At 72.2% G+C, this 22,587-nt stretch carries 3 protein-coding genes (1 of these 3 running past the window's edge); all 3 read right to left on the bottom strand.

The features are described 5' to 3' along the window. Positions 1 to 38 precede the first annotated feature (38 nt). Entirely contained in the window at positions 39 to 1,013 is a 975-nt protein-coding gene (locus BM362_RS24070) for an ABC transporter substrate-binding protein (protein WP_067594094.1), read from the bottom strand. A 64-nt stretch (positions 1,014 to 1,077) separates the two neighbouring features. Next, on the bottom strand, positions 1,078 to 9,720 hold the full coding sequence (locus BM362_RS24065; protein WP_167545410.1) for a non-ribosomal peptide synthetase: 8,643 nt from the start codon (positions 9,718 to 9,720) through the stop codon (positions 1,078 to 1,080). Beyond that, positions 9,717 to 22,587, bottom strand: partial view of a non-ribosomal peptide synthetase gene (locus BM362_RS24060; protein WP_167545409.1) — the 3' portion only. It continues 353 nt past the right edge of the window; 12,871 of the gene's 13,224 nt are visible here — the last part of the coding sequence; its start codon lies beyond the right edge, outside the window; it ends in the stop codon at positions 9,717 to 9,719. The genes BM362_RS24065 and BM362_RS24060 overlap by 4 nt, the downstream gene beginning before the upstream one ends.

Below are 22,587 nucleotides of genomic sequence, written 5' to 3'. Positions count from 1 at the left end.
TCGGCGGTCCGCTGTGCACCGCCGAGCCCCGGATCCGGTCAGTACTCCTTGAGGATCTTTTCGATCTCGTCCTGGAACGCCATCGCGGCCTTGTAGTGCAGGGCGTAGAAGTTGCCGGTCGGGAACGACTTGCCCGCCTTGACCGCCCGCAGCCCCTGGTACGCGGGCAGGTCGATGATCTGCTGGGTGTCCGGCCCGGCCTTGCCCTGGTAGTCCGCCTGGTACAGGATCACGTCGGCTTCGTTGAGCTTGTCCAGGTTCTCGATGGAGAACTCCGGCGTGTTGTTGCTCTTGTCGGTGACGCCGCCCCGGGCGAACTGGACGCCGAGGTCTTTGAGGATGGTGCCGCCCCACGACTCGTCGAGGTTCAGGTACCACTTCCCGCCGCCGCCGTTGATCAGCGCGAACTTCAGCTTCGCCAGCTTGTCCCGGTAGGTCGACTTGATCTGCGCGGCGCGGTCCTCGTACTGCTTCTTCAGCGCCTCGGCCTCGGGCTTCTTGCCCACCGCGTCGGCGGCCTGGATGACCCACTGCGGCCAGGCGACGCCGGGTTCGCCGGGCGCCCCGCCGAGGATCGCCGTCGGGGCGAGCTTCTGGTAGTCCTCGATCTTGTGCTTTTCCAGGGAGAGGAACTTGTTGCCGAGGATGAGGTCCGGGGCCTGGGCGCCGACCTGCTCGATGTCGATCTCCATCGAGCCGCCGACCTTCGGGGCCTTGGCGTACTCGGCGGCGTAGGGCGGGAACACCGCGAAGCTGTCGGTGTAGCCGGACGCGGTGGCCTTCGGGTGCACGCCGACGTCCAGCAGGCCGAAGTAGGTGTACTGGTCGAGCGCCACCACCGATTTCGGCGCGACCGGGATCTGCACCTGCCCGCTCGGGGTGTCGAACGGCCGCGTGGCGCCCTCCGCGCCGGCGTTCTCGTCGGCCGAGCCACAGGCTGCGGCGCCCAACGCCAGCACCGCGGCCGAAATCCCGGCCACTGTCGTGCGCCACTTCTGGAACTGCGTCCTCACGACGCCTACCTCTCTGCCAAACCCGCTGGTTTTGGTCATGTCCGTCTAATTAGGGCAGGCTATCCTAATCATCTTTCCGCCGGGAAGAGGTCACCAACCGGTCAAGATTGGCCGTCCAGGACCGCGTGATCCTGGCCACCAGCCCGGCCGGGACCACCTCCGGCAGGTACGACCAGTGCGCGGTCAGCACCCCTCGTTCGACCGACGCGTTGATCGACAACGCGTGCGTGGCCCGGGCTTCCGGGTCGACGTCGCCGCCGATGACGTTCTTCCCGGGCGCGACGAGCCAGTCCTCGTCCCGCGCCTGGCCGGTGTCGTTCTGGCCGATGTAGTTGAACAGCACCTCGGCACTGCGAAGCTTCTCCCCCGCGCCGTAGCGCAACACCCCGTACCCGATTCCGTTGTCGGGCACAGCTTTCTGCTCGCCGGACAACCGGCGGGCAGCGGCGGCCAGATCCTTGTCCAGCGCGACGCGCACCGGGTACAGCGACGTGAACCACCCCACCGTGCGGGACAGATCGGCGTCGCCGAGCAGCTTTTCCGCGCGGCCGTGGCTTTCGAGGTCGACCAGCAGCGCGTCGCCGCCCTGGTGTTCGGCGACCGCCGAAGCCAGCGCTGCCAGCAGGAGGTCCTGTACCCCGCAGCCGAGCGCCGCGGGCACCGGCCCGAGCAGTGCCCTCGTCGTCTCGGCGGACACGTGCACGACGTCGTTGCGGCCTCGCGAGATCGTGTCGCCAGGTCCGAGCGGCCGGGCGGCCACCGGCACAGTGCCCGAGATCCCCTGCCAGTACGGCAGTTCCCCGCTCCGGTCCAGTTCGGACAGCCGCAGCGCCCACTCGCGGAACGGCACCTCCACCGGCGGCAGGTCGAGCCCGCGGCCGAGGGCGGCGAGGTCTTCCGACAGCGCGCGCCACGACACCGCGTCGACCACCAGGTGGTGGATCATCAGCAACAGGCGGCCCGGCCGGTCGCCCGCGTCGAACCACACCGCGCGCACGACGTCGCCGGTGAACGGATTCAGCTCGCGGACGGTGCGCTCGAACTCCGGGAACTCCGTGGTGAACAGGTCGTCGTCCGGGCGGTCGCCGAGGTCGACACGGCGCAGCACCGGCTTGTTCGCGGTGCCGACGTGCACGGTCCAGTCTTCGCCGAGCCGGGCGCGCAGGATCGCGTGCCGGTCCTGCAGGGCGGTCAGCACCTCGGCGAGCCGGTCGAGGCCGGCTCCGGCCGGGACGCGCAGCACCGAATACTGGCTGAGCCTGCCGATCGGGCCGCCGCGCTCGCGCTGGGCGAGCATGATCGGCGTCGCCGGGAAGCTGCCCGTCGCCGGGACCGCCGTCCGCTGCGCGCCGTCGAGTTCGGTCGCGACTTCGGCTAGCGCGGCCACGCTGCGGCGTTCGAAGACGGTGCGCGGAGTGATCCGCAGGCCGGCCGCGCGAGCCCGGCCGACGACCTGCATGGACAGGATGCTGTCGCCGCCCAGTGCGAAGAAATCGTCCTCGACGCCCACCGACGGCAAGCCGAGGACTTCGGCGACGATCCCGGCCAGCGCGTGCTCGCGCGGGGTGCGCGGCGCGGTTCCGCCGCTGAGCGAGGACAGGTCGGGCGCGGCCCAGTCCGCGGTCGCCAGCGCGACGCGGTCGACCTTGCCGTTCGGGGTGACCGGGAGCGCTTCGAGCAGCACGACCGCCGAGGGGACGAGGAAGTCCGGCAGCGACTCGGCCAGCGCGGTCCGCAGCGCGGCTCCGTCCACTGTGGACTCGTCAGCGACGGCGTAGCCGATCAGCCGGTCGTCGCGGACGACCACGACCGCGTCCGAGACCGCCGGGTGCGCGGAGAGCTTCGCCTCGACCTCGCCCGGTTCGACGCGGTGGCCGCGGACCTTGACCTGGTCGTCGGCGCGGCCGCGGAATTCGAGCCGGCCGTCCTCGGTCCAGCGCACGAGGTCGCCGGTGCGGTACATCCGGCCGTTCTCGAACGGGTCGGCGACGAACCGGGTCGCGGTGAGCCCGGGCGCGCCGAGGTAGCCGCGAGCCAGTTGGGAGCCGCTCAGGTACAGCTCGCCGACGACACCGGGCGCGACCGGCCGCAGCGCGTCGTCCAGCACCCGGAGGCGGGTGTTGGCGACCGCGCGGCCGATCACCGGGCCTTCGGTGTCCCGCAGCCGCGCGATGACAGTGTCCACTGTGCACTCTGTGGGGCCGTAGAAGTTGTACGCCTCGGTTCCCGGCAGGCTGCGCAGTTCGGTCCACAGTCCCGGCGGCACCGCTTCCCCGCCGACTCCGACCACGGCGAGCGGGCACTGTCCGTCCCGCACGAGGCCCGCTGCCGCCAGCTGGACGAAATGCGACGGGGTGACCTCGACGAAATCGATCCGACGCTCGATCAGGAACCGGGCCAGCGCTTCGGCGTCGACCCGGACATCGTCGGTGACGACGTGCAGTTCGTGCCCGCGCAGCAGGCCTAGCGAGGGCTGCCAGGAGGCGTCGAAGGCGAACGACCAGTTGTGCCCGATCCGCAGCCGCTCCCGCCCGGTTCGTTCCCGGGCGGGCCCGAAAACGTCTCGGTCGTGGCTGTGCGCCAGGTTGACGATGCCGCGGTGCGGGACGAGCACCCCCTTCGGCTTCCCGGTGGACCCGGACGTGTAGATCAGGTGGACGGGATGCTGCGGCCGCAGCGGGGCGCGGCGGTCGGCGTCGGTGACCGGGTCCGCCGCGAACGCCCTGTCGTCGGGCCAGTCGTCGGCGAGCACCAGCAGCGGTTTCGCGTCGGCGAGGAGGTCCGCCGTCCGGTCTTCCGGCTGGGCGGGGTCGATCGGCAGGTACGCGGCTCCGGATTTGAGGACCGCCAGCAGCGCGACGAAGAACCGTTCCGTCCGGCGCAGGCCGATCGCGACGATCTCCTCCGGTCCGGCTCCCCGCGCGATGAGCGCACGGGCGAGGCGGTTGGCGCGGGCGTCCAGTTCGCCGTAGGTCAGCGTCCGGTCTTCGCAGGCGAGCGCGACCGCGTCCGGTCCGCGGCGGACCTGTTCGTCGAACAGATCGACCACAGTGGACTCCGGCACCGGCAAAGCGGTCTCGTTCCACTGATGCAGCACCAGGTTCCGCTGCCGCCGCGAAAGCACTTCGAGCCGGCCGACCGGCGTGTCCCGCTGTTCGGGGACTCCGGCCAGCAAGTCCACAAGGGACTGTCCCAGTTCCGCGATCCGTTCGGCGGCGAAGACGTCGGTGCGGTATTCGAGAATCAGTTCGAGCCGCGGGCCGGGCGCGGCGACGATGGTGAGCGGATAGTGCGTGGCGTCCTCGCCTTGGACGCCGGTGACCTGGACGCCCGCCTGCCGCTCGCTCTCGGCGAGCGCTTCGGCGTCCACCGGGTAGCTCTGGAAGATCAGCAGCGTGTCGAACAGCTCGCCGGACCCGGCTTGGCGCTGGATTTCGGCGAGGCTGAGGTACTGGTGGTCCAGCAGCGCGGCCTGCTCCCCCTGCACGCGCGCGAGCAGCGCGCCGAGCGTTTCGGCCGCCGCGGTGCGGACACGGACCGGCAGGGTGTTGATGAACAGCCCGATCATCCGGTCGGCGCCGGGCAGGTCGGCGGGACGGCCGGAGACGGTCGCTCCGAACACGACGTCCCGGCGGCCGGTCAGCCCGCCCAGCAGCAGCGACCACACCGTCTGCACAACGGTGTTGAGCGTGACGCCGTTCTGCCGCGCCCACGCGGCGAGCCGGGTCGTCTGGTCCTCGGTCAGGTCGGCGGTGAGCTTGTCCGGCAGGCTTTGGCCGCGTCCGATGCCGGGCGGGGCGAGCAGGCTCGTCCCGTCGAGTCCGGACAGGGCGTTCCGCCACGCCGTGCGGGCGGTTTCGCGGTCCTGGCGGCCGAGCCAGTCCAGGTAGTCGCGGTACGGGCGGGCCTTCGGCGGCTCGCCGGTGCGGTACAGCTCCAGCAGTTCCTGGCCGAGCAGCGGCGCGGACCAGCCGTCGAGGACGATGTGGTGGCTGGTGATCAGGAGCCGGTGCCCGCCGTCGCCGGTGTCGAAGAGCGTGAACCGGATGAGCGGCGGCTCGGCCAGGGCGAAGGGCCGCAGCCGTTCCTCGGCGGCGACGGCCTCCGCGTCGGCCCCGGCGAGTTCCCGCCAGTCGAGGCCCGCCGAGCGCGGAACGACCTGCACGGCCCGGCCGGAGGCGAGGTAGCGGAAGCCCGCGCCGAGGTTCGGGTGCCGTTCCAGCAGGCGCGCGGCAGCGGTGCGCAGCCTCGCCGGATCCGCGTCGCGCAGGTCCAGCATCTGCTGGGTGACATAGACGTCGAGGCTGTCCTCGTCGAACGACGCGAGGAAGAGCATTCCTTCCTGCAACGGCGAGAGCGGCCAGACGTCGGCCGCGTCGCCGATCTCCTCGACGTCTTCGAGAGTCAGGTCCAGCAACGGGAAATCCGCCGCGGAGACTCCGCCGACGCCGTCTGAGGTCAGCCGCTCGGCCAGTTCCGCGGCGGCGGCCATCCACGCGGTGCCGATGGCCTCGGCATCCACGGTGCCGGGCAGGCAGGCCAAGCTCGCTTCGAGTCCGGCGGGCGTCACCGAGCAGTTGACCTCCAGGGCGTGCGACGCCGGAGTGGCGGGGTCGAGGTCGCCGCCCAGCCCGCCTTCCGGGTGCCAGTCGGCTTCCTCGCCAGGCGCCTCGACGTCGAAGCGGCCGAGGTAGTTGAACAGCACCTCGGGATGCCCGTTCAGGTCTCCGGTGAGGTACCGCAGCAGTGCGTACCCGGCGGGAAGCCGCAGCCGGGCGTCCTTGGCCTGTTTGAGCTGGCGCACGGGATCGGGGTCGGCGGTGATCCGCAGCGGAGCCACCGTGGTGAGCCAGCCGACCGTGCGCGAGAGGTCGAGGTCTTCGTCGCGGCCGTGCCCTTCGGTTTCGATCAGCACCGAATCCGTGCCCCGCACGCGCGTCACGGCGGTGGCGAGAGTGCTCAGCAAGGCGTCTTGGATGCCTGCCCGGAACGACTTCGGGACGCCGGAAAGCAGCGTGTCGGTGATGTCGCGCGGCAGCGTCACGCGGACCTCTCGGACATCGCCGACGGTTCCGGTCACCGCAGTGGTGGTCCCCAGAACTTCGCGCCAGTACGGCAGATCCGCCCGCAGCTTCTCGATGCGCGGCCCCAGACTCGCCGCCCACGCGCGGAACGACACCGGCACCGGAGGCAGCTCGCTACCGGACGCGGCAGTGGCGAGGTCGTCGAACAGGATCCGCCAGGACACGCCGTCGATCACCGCGTGGTGGATCACCAGCAGCAACCGGCCGGGCGCGCCTTCGTGGTCGAACCACACTGCCCGGACCATGGCCCCGGCTGCGGGGTCCAGAGCGGCTTCGGCGGCCGTCGCTTCGCGGTGCAGCACCTCCTGGTCCGGCTCGCCTGGCACCCGCCGGACGGTGATCGCCGCGCCTGGCGGCGGGATGCGCAGCGTGGTGCCGAGGGCGGCCCGCAGCGCGCCGTGCCGGTCCAGCACCGCTTGCAGCACGCGGTTCAGCTCCGGCTCGGTCAGCCCGCGCGGGGTCCGCACGACGGCGGACTGGCTGAACCGCCGGGGCACGCCGCCGCGTTCGAGCAGGGCCGCGATCATCGGGATCTGCGCGACGACTCCGGCTTCGGACACGTCGGCCGGACCGGCCGCGGTCACCGGCTCGGCCAGTTCGGCGAGCGCCGCCACCGTCCTGGCCTCGAAGACCTGCCGCGGGGTGATCCGCAGCCCGGCCTGCCGCGCCCGGCTCACCACTTGCAGCGACAGGATGCTGTCCCCGCCGAAGCCGAAGAAGTCGTCCGTCACGGAGATCGACGGAAGGCCCAGCACCGCGGCGAACGCGTCGGCCAGCGTTTTTTCCTCGGGCGTGCTCGGGACGGCATCGCCGGTCAGCCCGCTCAGGTCCGGCGCGAACCCGTCCGCGGAAGCCAGTGCGCCGCGGTCGACCTTCGCGTTCACCGTCAGCGGCAGCCGGTCGAGCACCACGATCGAGGACGGCACCGAGTAGTCCGGCATCCGGGCCGCCAGCGCGGCACGCAGGTCGCCGGGCACCGGCTCGGCACCGGGCTCAGCCGTCACGTAGGCGATCATGCGGCGGACGCCGGGCTGGTCCTCCCGGATGACAGCGACCGCTTCGACGACGCCGGGCCGGTCGCACAGCGCCGTCTCGACTTCGCCGAGTTCGACGCGGAAACCCCGGATCTTCACCTGATGATCGACGCGGCCGAGGAAGTCGAGTTCGCCGTCCGCGGTCCAGCGGACGAGGTCGCCGGTGCGGTACATCCGTTCGCCGGGAGCCCCGAACGGGCAGGCCACGAACCGCGTGGAGGTCAGGCCGGGCAGGCCGAAGTAGCCGCGGGCCAGTCCTCCGGCGACGTACAGCTCGCCGGCCGTCCCCGGCGGCACCGGCCGCAGATCGGCGTCGAGGACGTAAGCCTGTTTGTTCGGGTCGGGCGGGCCGATCACCACGCGCTGTCCGGCCTCGCACCGCCAGAGCGTGGAGTTGACCGTGCATTCGGTGGGGCCGTAGGCGTTGAACATCCGGCGGCCGGGGCTCCAGCGGGCGACCAGTTCCGCGGTGAGCGCGTCGGTGCCCGCGATCAGCGTGACGCCTTCGGGCAGCTCGGCCCCGGCGAGGGCGCCCAGCGCCGAGGGCGGCACGAACATGTGGGTAAGACCTTGTGCGGCCACGAACTCCGCGAGGGGTTCGCCCAGGCGGCTCTCTTCCGGGACGACCACCGCGGTGGCGCCGACCAGCAATTGCGTGGACAGTTCGGCGAGCGAGACGTCGAAGCTCGGCGAGGCGAACCCGAGCACCCGGCTGCCCGGGCCGCTGCGGACCGAATCGGCGAACATCGCCACCAGGTCCGGCACCCCGCGGTGCGGCACCAGCACGCCCTTGGGCCGCCCGGTCGATCCCGAGGTGTAGATCAGGTACGCGGCACTGTCCGGATGCGGCAGCGGGAGATCCGCGGGCGGTTCGGGCAGGTTGCTGTCCAGCACGACGAGCGGGACGCCGTGCGCGCCCATAGTGTCCACAGTGGATGGATCGGCGACGATCATGGCCGGGCGCGCGTCAGAGAGCATGTAGGCGATCCGGTCGGCCGGATACTCCGGATCCAGCGGCAGGTACGCCGCCCGGGCCAGCTGGACGCCCAGCATCGCGGTCAGGAACCCGAGGCCCCGGTTGATCGCCACCCCGACGATCTGCTCCGGCCCGGCGCCGCGTTCGATCAGGACCCCGGCGAGCCGGGCAGCCCGCTCGTGCAGTTCGCCGTAGCTGACCGCGACTCCGCCGTCCTCGACGGCGATCGCGTCCGGTCTCGCCTGCACCTGCTGGACGAACAGCTCCACCAGCGACTCGCCCGCGCGCGGCAGCGTCGCGGAGTTGAACTTGCGCAGCACCAGTTCCCGCTCCTCGGCGGTGGTCAGCTCGACCGATCCGATCCTCCGCTCGGGTGCCGCCGTGAGCAGTTCCCGCAGCAGAGCGGCCGCCCGCCGGACCAGCGTCGCGTCGACGAGATCTTCCCGGTACACCAACGCGACGGCGAACTCGTCGCCGGGCAACGCGACCGCGGTCAAGGGATAGTGCGTGACGCTTCGGGTTTCCTCGGCTCGCACCGCGAGCCCGGAAGCTTCGTCGGCAGCGCGAAGTGCTTCGGCGTCCGCAGGGGCGCTCTGGAACACGGTGAGTGTGTCGAACAGTTCGCTGTGCCCGGCCTCGCGCTGGATTTCGGCAAGCCCGAGGTACTGGTGGTCCAGCAGCGCGGCCTGCTCCGACTGCACCCGGGAGACGAGGCCGGCGAGCGTCTCCGCCGGATCGAGCCGGACGCGGACCGGGAGCGTGTTGATGAACAGGCCGATCATACGGTCGACGCCGGGCAGTTCGGCGGGCCTGCCGGAGACGGTGGCGCCGAAGACGACGTCCCGGCGGCCGGTGAGCTTGCCGAGCACGACCGCCCACGCCGCTTGCAGGACGGTGTTGAGCGTCACGCGCTGTTCGCGGGCCCACGCCGCGAGCCGTTCGGTGTCCGTTGTGGACAGCCGGATTTCTTGCTCGTGCGGGAATTCCGCGGCAGGAGTGGCTCCAGGGGCCAGCAGCGTCGGATCGGCGAGCCCGGCCAGGGATTCGCGCCAAGCCGTGCGGGCAGCTTCGCGGTCTTGCCTGCCGAGCCAGGTCAGGTAGTCCCGGTATTTCGGCGCGGGCGGCAGGTCTTCGCGGCCGTAGGCGGTGAACAGCTCCTCCCCCAGCAGCGGACCGGACCAGCCGTCGAGCAGCAGGTGGTGTGCGGTGATCACCAGTTTGTGGTGCTCAGGGGCCAGCCGCAGCAGCCGGAACCGGATCAGCGGCGGCTTCGCCAGGTCGAACCGGCGCGCCCGGTCGGCGTCCAGCAGCGCGGGGACGTCGGCCTCGGCGACGTCCCCGGCCTGCCACGGCACCGGGACCGCTTCCGGGATCAGCTGGACGGTCTCGCCGTTCTTGCGGGGCCGGAAGGCCGCGCGCAGGTTCGGATGCCGTTCCAGCACGACGGCCGCCGCCGCGCGCATCCGTTCGGGATCGAGCGCCCCGCGCAGGTCGAACACCTGCTGGATGGTGTAGACATCGGTGGCCGAACTGTCCCAAGTGGACAGGAAGAGCAGACCCTCCTGCAACGGGGACAGCGGCAGCACGTCCTGGACACCGCGGGCGGCACTCACGAAACGCTCCAATCACCCGAGAACTCGGCGAACTCGTCCTCGTCCAGTTCGATCAACGGTTCCGCGGCGGACAGCAGCGCCTCCGCCGCGAGGTCGACAGATTCGGCGGCCTCCGCCAGCGCGGCGGCGGTGCGCAGCTCGAACACCTGCCGCGGGGTGATCTTCAGCCCCTCCGGCCGCACCCGGCCGACCAGGTGCAGCGACCGGATGCTGTCCCCGCCGAGCGCGAAGAAATCGTCGAACACCCCGACGCGGTCCAGTCCCAGCACTTCCGCCACGGCCGCCGCGAGCACGCGCTCGGTCTCGGTCCGCGGTGCGGCGGAGCCGGTTTCGGCCTGGCGGTCGGGTTCCGGCAGCGCGGCGCGGTCCAGTTTCCCGTTGGGGGTCACCGGGAACGCGTCGAGCCACACGAACGCCGAGGGCACCAGCTGTTCCGGCAGGCTCTCGCGCAATTCGGCGCGAAGCTCGGCTCCGGAGCGCGACGTACCGGTGAGGTAGCCGACGAGCCCGGTGTCTCGGACCGCGACCTGGGCCCCGGTGATCCCGGGCAGTGCCGAGAGCGCCGCCGCCACCTCGCCGGGTTCGATCCGCACGCCGCGGATCTTCACCTGGTCGTCGCCGCGGCCGAGGTATTCGAGAACGCCGTCGGCCCGCCGCCGGGCGAGATCTCCGGTCCGGTACAGCCTCGCGCCGTCCGGCCCGGCGACGAACCGGGTCGCGGTGAGGCCGGGCCGTCGCAGGTAACCGTGGGCCAGCTGGACGCCGGAGAGGTACAGCTCGCCGACACAGCCGCGCGGCACCGGTCGCAGCGCCGCGTCGAGGACGTGGGTGCCGGTGTTCCACACCGGATGCCCGAGCGGCACCGGCCCGCTGCCGTCCTCGCCGGAGGTGTCCCAGGCGGTGACGTCCACCGCGGCCTCAGTCGGCCCGTACAGGTTGTGCACGCTCGCTTCGGGCAGCAGCTCCCGGGCAGCGAGCACCAGGTCGCCCGGCAGCGCCTCGCCGGAGCAGAAGATCCGGCGCAGCGGCAGGCCCGCCGCCGACGGTTCGGCCAGGAACGGCCGCAGCATCGACGGGACGAAGTGGACCGTGTCGACGCGTTCCTCCCGGATCACCGCGGCCAGCTGCGCCGGGTCCTGATGCGCGTCCGGCGGCGCGACGACCAGCGTGCCGCCGGTGAGCAGCGGCAGGAACAGTTCCCACACCGAGACGTCGAAGGAGATCGGCGTCTTCTGCAGGGTTCTGGTGTCCGCGCCGAACCCGTACTCGTCGGCCATCCACCGCAGCCGGTTGACGACGGCTCGGTGGTCCACCACCACTCCCTTGGGGCGGCCGGTCGAGCCGGACGTGTAGATCACGTACGCGGGCGCGGTGTCGGGGACCCGCACCAGCGGTCGCCGCTCGGCGCCCAGCTCGGGCAGCGCCGTGATCAGCAACGCCGGGGCCGAGTCCGCAGCGAGGAACTCGCGGCGCGCGGGCGGGTAGCCGGGGTCGATCGGCACGTACGCCGCACCTCGCCGGTGGACCGCGTGCAGCACCGCGACCAGCTCGATCGACCGGGGCAGGCTCACCCCGACGAGGTCGCCGGGACCGGCGTCGAGGCTCGCCGCGATCCGGGCGACCAGATCCTCGAACTCCGCGTAGGTCAGCGATCGCCCGGCCGCGGCGACGGCGACCGCGTCCGGGGTGGCGGCGACCTGCGCGGCGAACAGCTCCGGCAGGGTCGCCGGTTCCAGGGCGACCTCCGCGCCTTGCGGTTCTTTCTCGGCGGCAAGGGGAATCCGGCCGACGAGCACCGCCGGATCAGCGGTGATCGCGTCGAGGACGCCGGTGAGCCGCGCCAGGACGGCGTCGGCGTCGACCGTGCCGGGCCGGTGGTCCAGGCCGAGGACGACCTCCTCCCCCGGCTCTACGACCAGGGCCAGCGGGTAGTGGGTGGCGTCCGTTCCCGCGACGGCCTCGACGGTCAGCCCGGCCGATTTCTCGGCTCCGGCGAGCCGGTCGTCGTCCACCGGATAGCTCTCGAACACGACCAGGGTGTCGAACAGTTCGCCAGTGCCCGCCCAGCGCTGGATCTCGGCCAGTCCGGCGTGCTGGTGGTCCAGCAGCCGGATCTGTTCCTCGTCCACCCGCCGCACCAGCGCGGCGAACGGCTCCGCGGCGAGCGTCCGGACCCGCACCGGGACGGTGTTGATGAACAGGCCGATCATCCGCTCCGCACCCGGCAGGTCGGCGGGGCGGCCGTGCACGGTGACCCCGAAGACGACGTCCGTGCGCCCGGTGAGCTGGCCGAGGACCAGCGCCCAGGCGGTGTTGAGCAGGGTGCTGACCGTGACGCCGAGATCGCGGGCCACCGCGGTCACCTTCGCCGACCGCCCGGCACCGAGGGCAGTGCTCGCCCGCTCGGGCCTTACGGTCTCGCGCGCGTCGGCTCCGGGCAGCAGCAGCGTCGGGCCGTCCAGGTCGGCCAGCGCAGTGCGCCACGCCTGCGCGGCGGCGGCTTCGTCGCGCGCTGCCAGCCATTTCAGGTACTCGGCGTACGGCCGGACCGGAGGCAGCTCACGGCCCGCGTAGAGCGTGAACAGCTCCTCGGCGAGCAGTGGGCCGGACCAGCCGTCGGCCAGGACGTGGTGATGCGCCAGCAGCAGCCGGTGCCGGTCTTCGCCGAGCCGCCGCAGGCCGAGGCGGACTGCCGGAGCCTCCGCCAGGTCGAAGCGCCGGGTGGCGAACTCAGTCTCGTCTTCGACGAGTTCCCACGGCAGTTCCGCGTGCGCCGGGACCACCTGCACGGTGACGCCTGAGCGCAGCTGCCGGAACGCGGCGCGGAGATTGGCGTGCCGGTCGAGCAGCGCCTGCCCGGCCGCGCGCATCCGCTCCGCGTCCAGCGGCCCGGTCAGCTCGAAGGAATGGCAGACCGAGTAGACGTCCTCGCTGTCGAACGAAGCCTGGAACGCGATCCCTTCCTGCAGCGGCGAAAGCGGCAGGATGTCCGCCGCGGCGGCCAGTTCGTCCACATCGGACTGTCCTAGTGAGACCAGCGGGAAGTCCGACGGCGTGCGGAACGGTTCACCGGCCGCGTCGGCGAGTTCGGCCAGCGCCGCGCGCCAGCCGTCGCCGAGTTCGCGGATGTCCTCGGCGGTGAACACGTCGCGGACGTAGGCGAGGTCGCAGTGCAGCCGCAGGCCGTCGTCGTGGCGCACCGCGACGGCGTTGATCTCCAGCGGGTGGCTGACCGGGGTGGCCTGGTCCGCACCGCTGTCCAGCTGTGCCGATTCCGGCGCCGGACGCCAGTATCCGGTCGCGGCCGGGCCGTCGAGGCGGCCGAGGTAGTTGAACAGCACTGTGCGGCCTTCGGCCGGGCCGGGGAAGGTGAGCGGTTCGGGCAGGGCGCGCAGCTGCTCCTTGACGGTTTTCAGCCAGGCGACGGCATCGCCGCCGGCCCCGCCGATCCGGGCCGGGTAGACCGTGGTGAACCAGCCGATCGTGCGGGACAGGTCGGTGCCGGGCACCAGGTGCTCGTCGCGGCCGTGGCCTTCGAGGTCGAGGACCAGGCCGCCGTCGTCGGGCAGGCCGCGCGCCGCCCGCCAGCGGGACACCGCGAGGGCCAGAGCGGTGAGCAGGACGTCCTGGACCCCGGCGTGCGCGGCGGCGGGGACGCCGGTCAGGAGCTTTCCGGTGAGGTCGGCCGGAATCTCGACGGCGTGTTCCTCGACCGTTTCCCGGGCGTGCGCCCCCGGGATTTCCGTGCCCAGCGAACCGGTCCCGGCGAGGACATCGGTCCAGCCGGCCGTCCGTTCGAGGTCGCGGACCGCGTGCGCCCAGTCGTGGAACGACGTTTGCTCCGGCGCGATCCGGGCCTCGGCGAAGTCGTCCATCAGGATGCGCCAGGAGACGCCGTCCACGACGAGGTGGTGCGCGACGAGCAGCAGCAGGCCGCGGTCGAACCACACCGCGCGCAGCATGACCCCGGCCTCGGGATCCAGCTCGCCGAGCGCGGTCTCGAACTCCTCGCGGACGGCACCGGTGCCGCGCCGCAGGACGTCGGCCGCTGTGACGCTTCCCTCGGGCCGGATCCGGTAGACCCAGCCGGGTTCGAGCTGGGCGCGCAGGGCGTCGTGCGCGGTCAGGATCGCGTCCAGTTTCCCGGCGAGCTGAGCCTCGGTGAGGTCCGGCGGAGTGGTCAGCAGCATGGACTGGCTGAACCGGCGGGTGTCGCCGCCGAGGTCGCGCAGGGACGCCATGACCGGCAGCAGCGGGACAACTCCGGTTCGGGTGCCGGTCTTGACCGCTTCGCTGTCGCGGCGGGCGAACGCGGCCAAAGCCGCCGGGGTGCGATGCTCGAAGATCTCGCGAGGGCTGAGCCGGTAACCGACCCGGCGCAAGCGCGCGATCAGCTGCAGCGACGAAATGCTGTCGCCGCCGAGGCGGAAGAAGTCCGCGGACGCGCCCACGGCGCCGAGGCCCAGCACTGCGGCGAACTCGGTCGCGATGGCGGCCTCGACCGGACTCGCCGGAACGTCGCCACTGTCCTGAATGGACAGATCAGGGGCCGGAAGCGCCTTGCGGTCCAGTTTTCCGCTGGGCGTCAGCGGCAACGAGTCGAGCACCAGGACCACGGTGGGCACCATCGCCGACGGCAGCCGCTCGGCCAGCCGGGCCCGGATTTCCTCACCGTCGACCGGGCCGGTGACATAGCCGGTGATTACCGGGTCGTGCACCGCGACGGCGGCGGATTCCACGCCGTCGAGGTCACGGAGCGCGTGCTCGATCTCGCCGAGTTCGATCCGCTGGCCGCGCAGCTTCACCTGATCGTCGGTGCGGCCCAGGTAGGCGAGCGTGCCGTCCGGGTTCCAGCGGGCGAGGTCGCCGGTGCGGTACAAGCGCCCGGTGCCGAAGGGATTGGCGACGAAACGCGTCGCGGTGAGCCCGGGGCGGCCCCGATAGCCGTCGCCGAGCTGCGCGCCGGCGAGGTACAGCTCCCCGGGCACACCAGGGGCGACCGGCCGCAGCGCCGTGTCGAGCACGTAGGTCTGCGTGTTCCACACCGGACGGCCGATCGGGACCGGCCGGGTGCCGTCTTCGGCGGCGGTGTCCCAGGCGGTGACGTCGACCGCGGCTTCGGTCGGGCCGTAGAGGTTCCGCACGGCGACGCCGAGCACTTCCCGGGCCCGCAACGCCAGATCAGCGGGCAGAGCTTCCCCGCTGCAGATGACCGTGCGGAGCCCGAGCCCAGCTGCCTCGGGCAGGAACGCCGCCAGCATCGACGGGACAAAGTGGACAGTGTCGACGCGCTGTTCCCGGATGATCGCGGCCAGCTGCGCCGGATCGCGGTGCGCGTCCGGCGCGGCGACGACCAGCGTGCCGCCGGTGAGCAGCGGGAGGAACAGCTCCCACACCGAGACGTCGAACGACGCCGGGGTCTTCTGCAAAGTACGTGTGCTGGGACCGAATCCGTATGCTTCGGCCATCCACAAGAGACGGTTGACGATCGCCGCGTGTGCGACCGCGACCCCCTTCGGCCGTCCGGTCGAACCTGAGGTGTACAGCAGGTACGCGGTGTCCTCCGGACGGACCCGCACCGAAGCGAACGGTGCCGAGTCCGCTTCGGACAGCCATTCCGGCGTGACGACCAGCGCGGGTTTGGCGTCCTCCAACAGGAAATCGACGCGTTCGGCGGGCAGGTCCGGGTCGATCGGCAGATAGGCCGCACCACACGCCTGCACCGCGTGCAGGACCGCTACCAGCTCGGCCGACCTCGGCAGCGACACCGCCACCACGTCGCCAGGACCGGCCCGCAGGGCACCGGCCAGTTCGCGGACCCGTGCGGCGAACTCCGCGTACGTCCACTCGTGAGCGCCGTCGACCACGGCAATGGCGTCCGGAGTGCGCTCGGCCTGCGCGGCGAACAGGGCGGGCAGTGTCGTGCGCGGGACGTCGTGCGCGGTGTCGTTCCAGGTGTGCACGACGGCCTGGTGCTCGTCCTCGCTGAGGAAGCCGGTGGGAATGTCGCCGCCGCGGACGAGCCACTCGGCCACCGCGCGCAGCCGCGCGGCGAGGCGGGTCACGTCCCGGCGGTGCCGCAGCGTCAGCACCGGGGTTTCGCCCGGCGCGACGAGCAACGTGAGCGGGTAATGCGTGTCGTCCCGTTCGGCGAGCCCGGCGACAGTGAGGCCGGAGCGGCGTTCGGCGTCGGCGAGCGCGGCGTCGTCGACCGGGTAGCTCTCGAAGACCAGGAGGGTGTCGAACAGTTCGCCGGTGCCCGCCGCGCGCTGGATGTCGGCCAGTCCGGCGTGCTGGTGGTCCAGCAGCCGCGCCTGTTCCGCCTGCACGCGCGCCAGCAACGCGGCAACGGGCTCCCCAGCCCGCAGCCGGACGCGGACCGGGACCGTGTTGATGAAGAGCCCGACCATGCGTTCGGCACCGTCGAGGTCGGCGGGCCTGCCGTGCACGGTGGTGCCGAACACGACGTCGTCGCGGCCGGTTTCGGCGGAGAGGGTGATTGCCCACAGGACCTGGACGACGGTGTTGAGCGTGGTGCCGTGTTTCCGGGCCAGCTCGGACAGCTGCGGCGGGAGGTCGACAGCGAGGTCCCGGGCGGGTCCTTCGGCCGCGCCGACCAGGGTCGGTCCGTCCACATCGGACAGCGCGGTGCGCCAGGCTTCTTCGGTGGCTTGCTGGTCCTGGCGGGCGAGCCAGTCGAGGTACCCGGCGTAGTCCGCTGCCGGGGGCAGCGCGGCCGGGTCGCCGCCCGCCGCGTAGAGCAGGAACAGCTCACGTCCGAACAGCGGACCCGACCAGCCGTCCATCAAGATGTGATGGTGCGTGAGCACGAGCCGATGGGTGCCCTCGGCGAACCGCACGCAGGCGGCGCGCATCAACGGCGGCTTCGCGAGATCGAAGCCGGTGGCCCGGTCGTCTTCGAGCAGCTTCGCGAACTCCGCGTCGTTCAGCGCCAGCTCCCGCCACGGCAGCTCGGAGTGCGCGGGAAGGAACTGGACCGGCCGGGAGGTCTCGCTGAACGCGAATCCGGCCCGCAGGTTCGGATAGCGCTCCAGCATCGCGTGCAGGCACCGGCGCAGCAGTCCCGCGTCGAGGTCGCCGGAGAGGGTGAAAACCTGCTGCACGAGGTAGCCGCCGGGCTCGATCTGGTCGAGGTAGAGCAGGCCCTCCTGCAACGGGGCCAGCGCGCGCGTCTCTCCGCTGGCGGCAGCCGGAGTCTCGTCGGCGAGCGGCGTGGCCGCGGCGGCGAGTTCGGCGATCGTCTGGTGCTCGAACACCTGGCGCGCGGTGATCCGCCAGCCCGCCGAACGCAGCCGCGAGACGACCTGGATCGACGAGATACTGTCGCCGCCGAGCGCGAAGAAACCGGTATCGACGTCGACCTCGCGCAGGCCGAGCACGTCGCCGAACGCGGCCGCGACAGCTCGCTCGGCTTCGGTCTCCGCGGCGCGACCTGCCGTTTCCGGCGGGGCCGCCCAGTCCGCTGTGGACAGTGTGCGCCGGTCGATTTTCCCGCTGGCGTTCAGCGGAAGGCTGTTCAGCCCGACGATCGCGGACGGCACCAGGTAGTCCGGCAGCGTCGCGCCGAGCTTGCGGCGCAGTTCGACGCCGTCCAGACCGGCCGGGGTGACGTACCCGACCAGCCGCCGCGGTCCGCCGCCGGCACGGGCGACGACGGCGGCCATGGAGACCTCCGGCAGGGCGGTCAAGGCGGCTTCGACTTCGGCCGGTTCGATGCGGAAGCCGCGGATCTTGAGCTGGGTGTCGGCTCGGCCCAGGAATTCGAGGTCGCCGTCTTCGGTCCAGCGGACGCGGTCGCCGGTGCGGTACATCCGGCCGCGGTCGAAGGGATTGGCCACGAACCGTTCGGCCGTCGCCGCCGGTGCGTTCCAGTAGCCGAGCGCGAGCGCGTCGCTGCCCACGTACAGCTCGCCTTGGTGCGCGGGCCGCAGCCAGTCGTCGAGCACGTACAACGTGCGCGCGGTGTCGGCGCGCCCGATCCGGACGCGTCCGGCGAACGGTTCCGGGCAGGCCCAGACCGTGGCGTTGACGGTGGTTTCGGTGGGGCCGTAGGCATTGAACAGCTTCCGCCCGGGCGCCCAGCGGGCCACCAGGTCGGCGGGAACCTCGTCCGAGCCGGCCACGATCGTCGCCGACGCGGGCAGCGACCCGGCCGGGAGGGCTTCGAGCGCGGCGGGCGGGAGGTCGACGTGCGTGAGGTCGTGGCGCCGGGCGAACTCGCCCAGCGCCGCGCCGAGCCGTTCGTTCTCCTCCGGGATGCACAGCGTGCCGCCGGAAAGCACGGACATCGCCAGTTCTTCGAGGTAGACGTCGAACGCGGGCGAGGTGAACTGCAGGACCCGCGCACCCGGCCCGGCGCCGTAGGTGTGCACGGCGGTGTGGACCAGGCTCTCGATCCCCGCGTCCGGCACCAGCACGCCCTTGGGGCGGCCGGTCGAACCGGAGGTGTAGATCAGGTACGCGGCGGGCGCGGCGGGACAGGACTCGCCCAGCGTCCGCACGCCGTCGGCGGTGATCTCGGCGACCGGGCGCGCATCGGCGACGATCTCGTCCCGGCGCGCGGCCGGGGCGCCGGACGCCAGCGGCAGGTAGGTGGCACCGGTTTTGGCCACCGCGAGGAACGCTGTGACGGCCTCTGCACCGCGAGCCAGCTGGACGAGCACGCGTTCGCCGCGACGCGCACCATGCGCGTCGAGTCGCGTCGCCAGCTCGGAACTGCGCGCGTCCAGTTCGCGATAGGTCAGGCCGGAAACCGCTTCCGTGTCCGGGAAACGGGTTACGGCGGAGGCGAACAGTCCGGCGATCGACCGGTGTCCGGGCGCCGCCGGGCCGCGGCCGAAGCCGAGCAGGCGCTCGCGGTCGGCCGGGGTCAGCAGGTCGAGGGACGTGATCGGGCGGTCCGGGTCCGCGGCCGCTTCGCCGAGCAACCGGACGAGACCGTCGGCGAGGCGGCGCGCGGCGGCCGGGGTGAACAGGTCGGTGCGGTGCAGGACCGCGCCCGCCACCCGGTCGCCGAGGTCGGCGAACTCGAACTCGAGGTCGAATTTCGCCACCGGGAACGGGAACCGGTACGGCGTCAGGGTCAGCTCGCCGTGCTCTTCGGCCTCGGCGTCCACGTGCTGATAGGCGACGCCGACCTGGAACAGCGGATGGTGCGCGGCGGAACGCTGCGGGCGCAGCTGTTCGACGAGCCGGTCGAACGGCAGGTCCTGGTGCTCGAAGGCGGCCAGGTCCGTCGCGCGGACGCGGTCCAGCAGCGTGCGGAACGCCGGGCTGCCCTCGACTCGGGTGCGCAGCACGATCGTGTTGGTGAAGAACCCGACCAGCTCGTCCAGCGCGCTGTCGGAACGCCCGGCGACCTGGGTGCCGAGCGGGATGTCGTCGCCCGCGCCGCTGAGGTGCAGCAGCGCGGCGACGGCGGCCTGCGCCACCATGAACTGGGTGGTGCCGGTCTGGGCGGCCAGCTCCCGCAGGCGGGCGGTCGTCTCGGCGGGCAGCTCGAACTCGGCCGCGCCGCCGTGCTGCCCGGCCACCGCGGGCCGCGGCAGGTCGGCGGGCAGCTCCAGCAGTTCCGGCAGTCCGGCAAGCTCTTTGAGCCAGAACTCGGCGGAAGGCTCGTTTTCTTTCTGCCACAACGCGAAATCGGCGTACTGCACCGGCAGCGGCAGCCAGTGCGGAGCGGTCCCGCCGAGCCGGGCCCGGTAGGCGGCGAACAGGTCGCGGCGCAGCGGGTGCGACGACCATTCGTCGCCCGCGATGTGGTGCAGCAGCAGGACCAGCACGTGGTCGTGCGCCCCGGTGCGCAGCAGCGCGGGACGGATCGGCGCCTCGGCGGTCAGGTCGAACGGATGCGCGATCAGCTCGGCGACCCGGTCCGCGAGGTCGGCTTCGGCGACGTCGGCGACCGGGCACGGCACCGGGCCAGGGTCGAGAATCCGTTGGCAGGGAACGCCGTCGCGATCCGGGTAGACCGTCCGCAGGATTTCGTGGCGTGCGGTGAGATCGGCGAGCGCGGCTCGCAGCGCGTCGGCGTCGAGGGGGCCGCGGATGCGCCAGACCAGCGGCAGGTTGTAGGTGGCGTTGGGGCCGTCGACGCGATGGAGGAACCACAGTTGCCGCTGCGAGGCTGACAGCGGCAGGAACTCCGGCCGCGGCCCCGGGAGCAGCGGAGGCCGGGCGGTGTCGGCGTCGGCCAGTGCGGCGGCGAGCGCCGCCGGGGTCGGGTGCTCGAACACCGTGCGCGGCGACAATTCGACGCGCAGCGCGGACTTGAGCCCGGCGACGAGCTTGATGGCCAGCAGGGAATGGCCGCCGAGGGCGAAGAAATCCTCGTCGGTGAAGACGCGCGGCCGGTCCAGCACGGCGGCGAACCGCTCGGTGATCAGCTGTTCGGCCGCGGTCCTCGGCTCCCGGCGCACCCCGCCCGGCCCGCGCCCGGGTTCGGGCAGCGCGGCGATGTCGAGCTTGCCGTTCGCGGTCGCCGGCAAGGCGTCCAGCGCGACGATCGTCGTGGGCACGAGATAGGACGGCAAGGCCCGGGCCAGCTCCGCGCGCACGGACGCGGGGTCGGCCGTTCCCGGGGTGAGGTAGGCGGCCAGTTCGCCGGACCGGACCACCACCGCCGCGTCGCGGATGTCGGGCAGCGCGGTCAGCGCGTGCTCGATTTCGCCGGGTTCCACCCGCACGCCGCGGATTTTGACCTGCTGGTCGGTGCGGCCGAGATAGCTGAGGGTGCCGTCGGAGTTCCAGCGGGCCAGGTCGCCGGTCCGGTACAGGCGGCCGGGGCCGAAGGGGTTCGCGACGAACCGGCTCGCGGTCAGTCCGGGCGCGCCGAGGTAACCGATGGCCAGCTGCGGCCCGGCGAGGTACAGCTCGCCGGGTTCGCCGGGCGCGACCGGGCGCAGGGCGGCGTCGAGGACGCAGGCGCGGGTGCCGCGGACCGGCCGCCCGATCGGGACCGGACGGCTGCCGTCCTCGGCGGAGGTGTCCCACGCGACGAGGTCGACGGCCGTCTCGGTCGGGCCGTAGAGGTTGAGCAGCGTCGCGGCGGGCAGGATTTCGCGAGTGCGCAGCACCTGGCCGATCTGCAACGCTTCTCCGCCGACCGACACCAGCCGCAACGACGTCGCCGCGGCCGCGGCCGGTTCGGCGAGGAACGCACCGAGCATCGACGGCACGAAGTTGACGACGGTGACGGCCTCGCGGACGATGAGACCGGCCAGATAAGCGGGGTCGCCGTGGCCGTCGGGCCGGGCGAGCACGACGGGCCGTCCCGAGTACACCGGCCAGAACATTTCGGTGAGGAACACGTCGAACGAGACCGGGGCTTTGAAAAGCATCCGGTCCGCGTCGCCCGGCTGCACGGCCGCGGCGAACCATGCCATCTTGGCCGCGATCGCCTCGTGCGAGACGACCACGCCCTTGGGACGGCCGGTCGAACCGGACGTGTACAGCACGTACGCCGGGTGCGAGCCGGGGACCGCGGTCGTCCCGGCGACCGGATCCGCGGGTTCCGCCAGCAGCTCGGGAGTGACGACCAGCGCGGCCCCGGAATCCTCGACGAGATGACGGATCCGCTGTTCGGGCAGTCCGGGCTCGACGGCGAGGAACACCGCGCCGAGCCGGTGCACCGCGAACAGGGCCGCGACCAGCTCCGGCGACCGGGGAACCGCGACCGCGACCCGGTCGCCCGGGCGAATCCCGCGAGCAGCCAGTATTCCGGCGTACCGGGCGGCCTGGCGGTCCAGCTCCGCGAAGGTCCACCGGGTGTCTTCGGCGATCACCGCGAGCGCGTCCGGGGACTGCCGCACGCGGTCCGCGAACTGGTCCTGCAGCGTCGTGACCGGCCCGGGGTGGGCGGTGTCGTTCCAGTCGCGGATTACCGTGCGGGCAACGTCTTCGGGCAGCAGCGGCAGCTGCCCGACCGGCCGTGCCGCGTCGTCGGCGAAGGCCAGCAAGGCGGTGACGACGCTGCGCAGCAGGTGATCCGCACGCTCCGCCGAAACCAGATCGGCGCGATGGGACAGGCCGATTTCGAGGCGTGGACCGGGAATCACCGTGAGGCCGACCGGGTAATGGGCGGCGTCGGCGGTCGTCACGGAGCGGACGTCGAGCCCGGCCTCGCGCTGGGTACGGGCCAATTCGTCCTGGTCGACGGGGTAGCTTTCGAACACCAGGAGGCTGTCGAACAGGTCGCGGCCGCCGGCGAGCTGCTGGATCTCGGTGAGGCCGAGGTGCTGGTGTTCCAGCAGGTTCGCCTGCTCGGACTGGACCCGGCTGAGGAACGCGGCCGTGGTCTCGGCCGGGCGCGCGGTGATCCGCGCGGGGACGGTGTTGATGAACAGCCCGACCATCTCGTGCGCGCCGGGCAGATCGGCGGGCCTGCCGTGCACGGTGACGCCGAAGACGACATCGCCGCGGCCAGTGGCCCGGCCCAGCACCAGGCCCCAGGCGGCCTGCATCAGGGTGTTGAGAGTGATGCCGCGCCGCCGGGCGAACGCGGTGAGCCCTTCGGTGTCCTCAGTGGACAGCCGGTGGCCGATCCGGTCCGGAACCGCGACGCCGGAACGGCTTCCTTCCGGCACGAGCAGCGTCGGACCGTCCACATCGGACAACGCGGTGCGCCAAGCGGTGCGGGCGGCGGACCGGTCCTGGGCGTGGAGCCAGCCGAGGTAGTCGCGGTACGGACGCACGCGCGGCAGCACCGACGCGTCGCCCGCGGACGCGTAGAGGGCGAACAGGTCCCGGCCCAGCAGCGGACCCGACCAGCCGTCCATCAGCAGATGGTGGTGGGTCAGCAGGAGGTGGTGCTCGTCGTCGCCGAGGTGCACCAGAGTGAACCGGATC

Source organism: Amycolatopsis rubida, assembly GCF_900115345.1.
GTDB classification, from domain to species: Bacteria; Actinomycetota; Actinomycetes; order Mycobacteriales; family Pseudonocardiaceae; genus Amycolatopsis; species Amycolatopsis rubida.
This window is presented reverse-complemented; position numbering and strand designations above follow the sequence as displayed.